Genomic DNA, 7,464 nt, shown 5'->3' on the forward strand with positions numbered 1-7,464 from the left:
GTTTACGGTATTCGGTTTACAGTTTAAAATGTAGCCCAGACCGGTCCGCGCCACGGGCCAGTCACCGATCGATGAACCATCGCGCGCCGTCGTAAACCGAATACCGTAAACTGTACACCGTTCCTACAGCCGCCAATAGTCGATATCCGTTTCGCCGTTAAGCGTGTACAGTCCTTTCAGGTCGAGAAGAATGGGCGAGCCGTTCATCAGCGACCGGAAATAAGCGATGTCGAGTGATTTATAGACGTCGTGCCCCACGGCTACGATTACCGCGTCGTACTGCGCCGAGGGCGTGTCGAGCAGCGTCATGCGGTAGCTACGGGCCACCTCGTTCGGCGATGCATGCGGATCGACCAGATGCACGCTGATCGAATAATTCATCAATTCCTGTACCAGATCGGCGACGCGGGAATTACGAATGTCCGACACGTTTTCCTTAAACGTCAGACCCATAATCAGTACTTTGGTCTGCCGGGGATTTTTGCCGTGTTGCAGGAGCTTTTGCAGCAGTTTCGTCGCTACATAAGCTGGCATCGCGTCGTTGATGCGCCGACCCGAATGGATAACCTGCGGATCGTAACCGAGCTGCCGGGCCTTGTAGAGAAGGTAGTACGGATCGATACCGATGCAGTGCCCTCCGACCAGCCCCGGTGTGAAAGGCAGAAAATTCCATTTTGTCGAAGCCGCCCGGATAACCTCGTGCGTGTCGATACCCATCCGGTCGAAAATGATCGCCAGCTCGTTCATCAGCGAAATATTCAGATCGCGCTGCGTGTTCTCGATCACCTTGGCCGCTTCCGCCACCTTGATGCTGGGTGCCGTGTAAATACCCGCCCGGATGATACGCCCATACACCGCAGCGATGACGTTGGCCGCGCCGGCATCGCTCCCTGAAACGACCTTGAGAATATCGACCAGCGTACGGGCTTTATCGCCAGGGTTGATGCGTTCGGGTGAGTAGCCGAGTTTGAAATCCGGCCCCAGCCGTAGCCCCGACGTCTGTTCCAAGATGGGCAGGCAGTCGTCTTCTGTACAGCCCGGATACACCGTCGATTCGTAAATCACGTAATCGCCCGGCTTCAGCGCCCGACCCACTTCATCCGACGCTCGTTGTAGAAAACGCAGGTCGGGCACTTTGTAATCGTCGATGGGGGTCGGAACGGCGATGATGAAGAAGTGAGCGTGGCGCAGGTCATCCGGGTTGGCCGTGAAGCGAATGTCGGTACCGACGAACGCATCGGCGCTCAACTCCCGCGATGGGTCTTCACCCTGCTGCATCAGCGCGACCCGCTCGGCGCTGATGTCGTAGCCAATGACCCGAAACTGCCGGGCAAAGGCCAGCGCCAGTGGGAGACCAACATACCCCAGTCCGATGACGGCAATGGTTTTTTTCTTCTGTCTGAGTGCGTCGAGCAAAACGGGGTTCAGTTTACAGTTTTCGGTTTTCAGTGCGGGCCGGTCTTGGCTACACATTAGGCAACAATCGCCCGCAGCTTGCTGATTACATCTGCCTGCCGGGCCAGCAAATAACCGATGCCGAGCAGTAATCCAACCAGGGCGTAGATGAGTACGAGCGTGGCGCGCTTGGGCGATACGCGAAGTAGGGGAATTTTTGCTGGTTCCAGTACTTTAAATACCGGCGTTCGTTCCTGCACCTTCAGCCGGGCCTGTTCGTATTGTCGCGACAGTTCGGTGTAGACCGTCTGAGCGATCGTCAGTTCGGCTTCCATCCGTTGTCGGTCCATCGTGGCAGCCTGCACCACCAGATATTTGTGCTGATCGTTGTAGTGAAACACGTTGTACTGCGCGGTCTGGTAGCGTCGGCGGGCTTCGTTCAGGCGCTGACTGTAAAAGTGCAGGTCCTGCCGCGCTTTTTCGGTTCGGTAGCTTGTTACATACTGCGTCAGGTAGTTCATTGCCTGCTGCGCCACCGTGGCGGCTGCGCTTGCGTCGGGCATTCGGGCGCTGATCGAAATGACGCCTGAGCGGGTATCGAGCCGGGCCGCGACCCGCTTTTCGATCTCCTCGGCCAACTGTTGTTGTCGGAACGTCAGTTGCACTGGTTTGTTGGGTCCGGCCGGGGTCGAGACGGCTGTGGCATTTGGATGGGGGCGTAACCAGTTGAGCAGTGAAAATCCCGGTTTGTCGCCGTCGGGATCGAGCAGTTGGGCAACGGTCAGCTTGCCGCCTGTCGACGTGACAATCGGCTGATCGAGTAGAAACAGAATAAACGGCGTGCTCTGCAACACATTCGGGTACAGATCTGGTCGTACGGCGTCGAGCCCTTCGGCATCCGACAGATCGATACCGCTAAAACCGGCCACTGATGCCAGCCGCCGAAATACATCGCCCGATCCGCTGTTCATCTCGGGCATGATCCGCGCTTCCGATACGTATTCAGACGGTGTCAACAGCGCCACGACGACGCCCAACACGGCAAAGCTGCCCACAAACAGCGCCAGTCGACTGCGCCCCCGCCACACGGTGCGAATCAGCTCGTCTGACGATAAATTTAACATACGATGTATGGTTTACGGTTCTCGGTATACGGTTGGTGAGTAGTATGTAGCCTGCGAGCTGTGTAGCCTGGACCTCTAGGTCCGGGTGCCCGTCAGGGCAATTCATGCAGGCGGTAGCTTTTCGGTCGCTTCGCGCCCACCCGGACCTGGAGGTCCAGGCTACTCGTCTCACAGGCTACACACACGCTAACTCGTTATAAAAACAAACGAATGACAGACAGGACGACGGCAGCACCGGATGAGATGACCGTCAGCAGAGCCGCTCGTTCGGTGGCAGATAGTCGATTCTGTTCTTTGGGTGGTTCTGTCGGGATCACGACGGTCATACCGCGCTCGGGCGTTGGATACCGATGCAGTCCCAGAAACGAGCGCGTCGAAACGATCTTCCCGTTGGCCCGTATGGCGTACACCTTACGGCGCTGTGCCTTGCTGGTAAAGCCCCCGGCTTCGCTGATGTACTTCCGAAACGACTTGGCCGGGTCGAATCCGACCGTGGCCGGGTTCAGCACTTCGCCCCGAACCTGCACCAGTTCGGTTCGGCGTGGAATCGTCAGCGTGTCGCCGTCTTCCAGTAGCAAATTGGCCACGTCGGACGGATTGTTCAGGATGCGCTGAATAGCAACGGATACTACCTCGCCCCGGCGCGTAAACCGGGCCGACAGCAGATCGGCGTCTGGCTTTAAGCCGCCTGCCCGGCCGATCAGATCGGCAATACGGTCGGTACTCGTGCGGATGGCGTAGGAGCCGGGGTAGACCAGTTCACCGACAGCGACGACGTCTTTCTGCGCTTCGTACCGGGGGGAGGTTCGAACAAACACCTGATCGTACGGACGCAGCACGAGTTGCGCGTCGGCGGGGTTGAGCCGCAGGTGCCGGTCGATGCTGAACGAAAGCAACTGCGTGTTCTGGCCGGTAGGAATCCCGCTCGTATCGGCCCCGACGCGCCGGGCGATTTCCAGCCGCGCTGAGATGGCACCATCCGTGAATCCGCCCGCCAGCACAATCAGGTTGGCCACCGTCAGGCTATCGACAAAGGGAAACGAGCCGGGCTGGTTGACGGCCCCCAGAATGGATACCGTGCGCGTCTGCCGTAACTGCCCGACGCTGATAATGTCGACTACGTCGTCGCGCTTTAACGGCATGTCGGGCCGCTGCCCCCGCAGCACGTTGCCCAGATCGACCGAGATCAGTTCGGGGTCGAGGTTGTCGCGCAGTCGGCGGATGGTCGCCCGGTTCAGAAACGCATCTTCCCGCAGCCCTTCCGCCGTTCGGATTAGCTGGGTCAGCGTCGGGTTTTGCGTCAGCGCGAAGTCGCCGGGCCGGAACACCGCTCCCTTGATCGTGACTTTATTTTCGACCCGATTCAGCAGACTGCCCACCGTGAGCTGATCCCCGGCCTTGGGCGTGAACGTATCGATTTCATTAGCCGGAATGGTCAGTAACTGCTTCCCCGTCGCCGTATTTCGCAGCAGACTGACCGACGCGGTGTAGGCCTGATCGGTGAATCCACCGGCCATCGTCAGCAACTGCCGGAGCGTTTCGCCCCGTCTGGCTTCGTACAGTCCCGGTTGCCGCACCTGCCCTGTCAACTCGACGCGCGTATCGTAATGGTCGACAAAGATGATGTCCTGATCGTGCAGCCGGATATTGGCCGACTGATCGGCCCGTAGCAGAAAATCGTAGATGTCGAGTGTTTTGACAAGTCGATTGGCCCGGTACACGCGTACGTCTCGGAACGAACCCCGGTCGGGCGATGGGCCACCGGCGGCATACAGTGCGTTGAATACGCTGGCCAGCGACGAGAGCGTGTAGGTGCCCGGCCGGACGATCTGCCCCAGCAGCGTAACGCTGATGCTGCGTACACTGCCCAGCGTCACTTGTGCTCCGATGCCACCCCCGTTGTTCAACCCCTGGAACAAGGTCCGCAGCCGCCCAACGATACGCTGTTCGGCCTGCTCAATGGTTAGGCCGCTGACGTAGATCGGAGCCAGGTTTTCGATCCGGATACTGCCCTCCGGACTGACCCTGGGCCGGTAGGTCTGCTGCGCGTTGCCAAAAATAGCGATGACCAGTTCGTCGTCAGGGCCAAGCTGGTAGTTGCGGGGCGTCGGGATGCGCAGATTCGGTTCAAACGAAAGACTGGCGTTGCTGAATAGCGATGCCCCAAAAACGGTGGGTAATGGAGAGGTTCCTGAATGGATGGTTGCGGCTACCGGCGGGGTGGGCGTCGGCGGCTGCTCCCGCGTAACAACGGCCGGTGCTGATGGGCTACCCTGCCGATTCGGCGTACCGACCGTTTCCTGAATGCGTTGCCGCATGCGGGTAATATCGGCGTCGGTAAAGCCCCGGCTGCGGGCCAGTTGCTCCGTCTGCGATTCGGTCATTCCGCTAGCCTGCGCCTGCTGCACAAACTGCCGAATCTGATCGGGTGTCAGGCTCTCGGCCGTTTGCGCCCGGCCAGACGACGTCAGACAAACCAGCAGCAGAACCAGCCTGACGATTAGTAAAAAATGACTAGGAACGGGTGGGTGGATAGTAATTCGCTTCACGAAAACAAGCGGTCTTTGTATTGATCGACACGGGCCAGTGACGGCTACGTATCGTTTTCGTGAAGCGTATGTACAAATTGTACGCCGAAAAAATAGAGGGCTTCAGACAGGATTACAGGATTGGCAGGATTTGATTTTTCTGACGCATGAACGTTTCGTAAGAAGTATATAAATCCTACTAATCCTGTAATCCTGTCTATGTATCTACAATCGCTGCATCAACTGGCCGACGATGCCGTTTTTCCAGCTGACGTAATCGCCCGCTTCGATGTGGATGCGGGCCTGCCGGACCAGCCACAGGTAGAAGGTCAGGTTTTGCAGCGACGCAATCTGACCGCCCAGCAGCTCATCGGCTTTGAAAAGGTGGCGCAGGTACGCTTTTGTGTAGAACGTACTGGCGTAGCCACCCAGCCCCGCGTCGATCGGGCTGAAATCGCGGCTCCACTTCTCGTTTTTGATGTTGATGATACCAGCCGTCGTGAAGAGCAGGCCGTGTCGCGCGTTACGCGTCGGCATGACGCAGTCGAACATGTCGACGCCCAGGCCGATGGCTTCCAGAATGTTGGCTGGTGTGCCCACGCCCATCAGGTAGCGTGGCTTATCGGCGGGCAGAATGCCGTTGACCAGCTCGATGGTTTCGTACATCTCTTCCGCCGGTTCACCCACGGCCAGCCCACCGATCGCGTTGCCCTCGCGCTCCTTACTGGCAATCGTTTCGGCCGACTGTCGGCGCAGGTCGGCATAGGTGCTGCCCTGTACGATGGGAAATAAGGTCTGCCGGTAGCCGTAAGCGCCTTCGGTTGCATCAAATCGGGCGATACAGCGGTCGAGCCAGCGGTGGGTCATCTCCATCGACTGCCGGGCGTAGGTGTAGTCGCAGGGGTAGGGCGTACACTCATCGAACGCCATCATGATGTCGGCACCGATAACGCGCTGAATGTCCATTACCCCCTCCGGTGTGAACGTATGTTTCGACCCGTCGATGTGCGATTTGAACGTTACGCCCTCCTCTTTGATCTTGCGCGTATTCGACAGCGAATACACCTGATACCCGCCTGAATCGGTCAGGATGGGGCGACGCCAGCCGTTGAATGCATGCAGCCCCCCCGCCCGTTGCAGTACGTCGAGGCCGGGCCGCAGGTAGAGGTGGTAAGTATTGCCCAGAATGATCTCGGCGTTGACGTCGGTTTCCAGTTCGCGCTGATGCACGGCCTTGACCGTGCCGGCCGTCCCGACGGGCATAAAAATCGGTGTTTGTACGGGGCCGTGGTCGGTCGTAAAAACCCCCGTACGTGCCTGCGACTCCGTATCGCGGGCGGTAATCGAAAATGTCATAGGACAAAGATACGCAGAAAAGACCGGCCAACGGGTCGACTACACCGCTCGGGTCGGGCTAGGCTAATTCCATGCGCTTGGGGGCCATTTCGGTGTTGTAATCGTCGATGATCTGCCGCAGAATCTGCATATCGCGGGGACAGGCTTGGGCAAACGTGTCCCAGTTTGTGATGGTCAGCCGGTCGGGCATGTCCTGCCTGACGACCGCGATAACGCAGTCCCAGAACGCGTCCCAGCTGACGCCGTACCAATCCGGAAACTGCAGTTCGATTTTTGCCAGTTCGTGAAAAGCGGCTTTACTGTGAATACCGGTCAGGTCGAGCGTCATTGGGGGAGTATGTTCTTTTCATAAACGAAAGAACGGAGTTAGTCGTGTACCCCCCGCCCCCCTGAAGGCTAATCTTGTAGGGGTTTCACGTCCTGTACTTAACTGGCTTTATGGACAGGCTTTTTTACCCCTAAATCCCCTGAAGGGGACTTTACTCGCACTTAGAAAAAGTCCGGCAGCGGCCGACCGCCCTTCAGGGGATTTAGGGGTAAAAAAGCTCCTTTGCGAAGTGCTCGGTTTTGAAGGCTCAAAACCCCTACAAGGTTAGCCCTGAAGGGGGTGAGGACTCGGCAATTTTAGGGTCACAAAATCGCCTTTTTTGTCATTCCGACGCAGGAGGGATCTTCGTTGACAGGCGGTTTTGTTTGCTTTTGCCGAAGATTCCTCCTGCGTCGGAACGACAAAAACGCTTCCCCAAACAACCTCTGAAGGGGGTGAGGACCCGGCAATTGCTGTGGTGACTTCTCCCCCTTCAGGGCAGGGCTGTTAAGTTCTAGCCTGTTTACCCCCCGCCCCCCTGAAGGGGGAGTAGTTTGCTTGCAAATTCCACCCCCTTTAGGGGGCTGGGGGGTAGATGGACCGAAGGTAATTTGGCTACCGTCAGCGTCAATTTAAGAACTTAACAGCCCTGCCCTTCAGGCTAATCTTGTAGGGGTTTTGAAAACGAGTAAATTTGGTGACACAACCCCCAACAAAATGAGTGAATTCAGTCAGATGACACGCTTTCGGCCTC

5 protein-coding genes are annotated in these 7,464 nt (G+C 57.8%); all 5 read right to left on the reverse strand.

Features of this window, described 5'->3' with window-relative positions; all coding sequences use genetic code 11:
• Positions 1 to 123: 123 nt before the first annotated feature.
• A complete protein-coding gene (locus CLV58_RS07890) occupies positions 124 to 1,473 on the reverse strand; it encodes a nucleotide sugar dehydrogenase (RefSeq protein ID WP_106137241.1) in 1,350 nt (449 codons plus the stop codon).
• Complete coding sequence (locus CLV58_RS07895; protein WP_106137242.1) at positions 1,473 to 2,519, reverse strand: GNVR domain-containing protein; 1,047 nt, start codon at positions 2,517 to 2,519, stop codon at positions 1,473 to 1,475. Before CLV58_RS07895 ends, CLV58_RS07890 begins: the two co-directional genes overlap by 1 nt.
• Before the next feature lie 194 nt (positions 2,520 to 2,713).
• Entirely contained in the window at positions 2,714 to 5,068 is a 2,355-nt protein-coding gene (locus CLV58_RS07900; RefSeq protein WP_245882263.1) for an SLBB domain-containing protein, read from the reverse strand.
• 204 nt (positions 5,069 to 5,272) lie between these two features.
• Positions 5,273 to 6,403: a tRNA guanosine(34) transglycosylase Tgt gene (gene tgt / locus CLV58_RS07905; protein WP_106137243.1), complete on the reverse strand. Its 1,131-nt coding sequence runs from the start codon at positions 6,401 to 6,403 to the stop codon at positions 5,273 to 5,275.
• A 58-nt stretch (positions 6,404 to 6,461) separates the two neighbouring features.
• A complete protein-coding gene (locus tag CLV58_RS07910; protein ID WP_106137244.1) occupies positions 6,462 to 6,731 on the reverse strand; it encodes a barstar family protein in 270 nt (89 codons plus the stop codon).
• Between the last annotated feature and the right edge of the window lie 733 nt (positions 6,732 to 7,464).

This window comes from Spirosoma oryzae, assembly GCF_003002825.1.
GTDB lineage: Bacteria > Bacteroidota > Bacteroidia > Cytophagales > Spirosomataceae > Spirosoma > Spirosoma oryzae.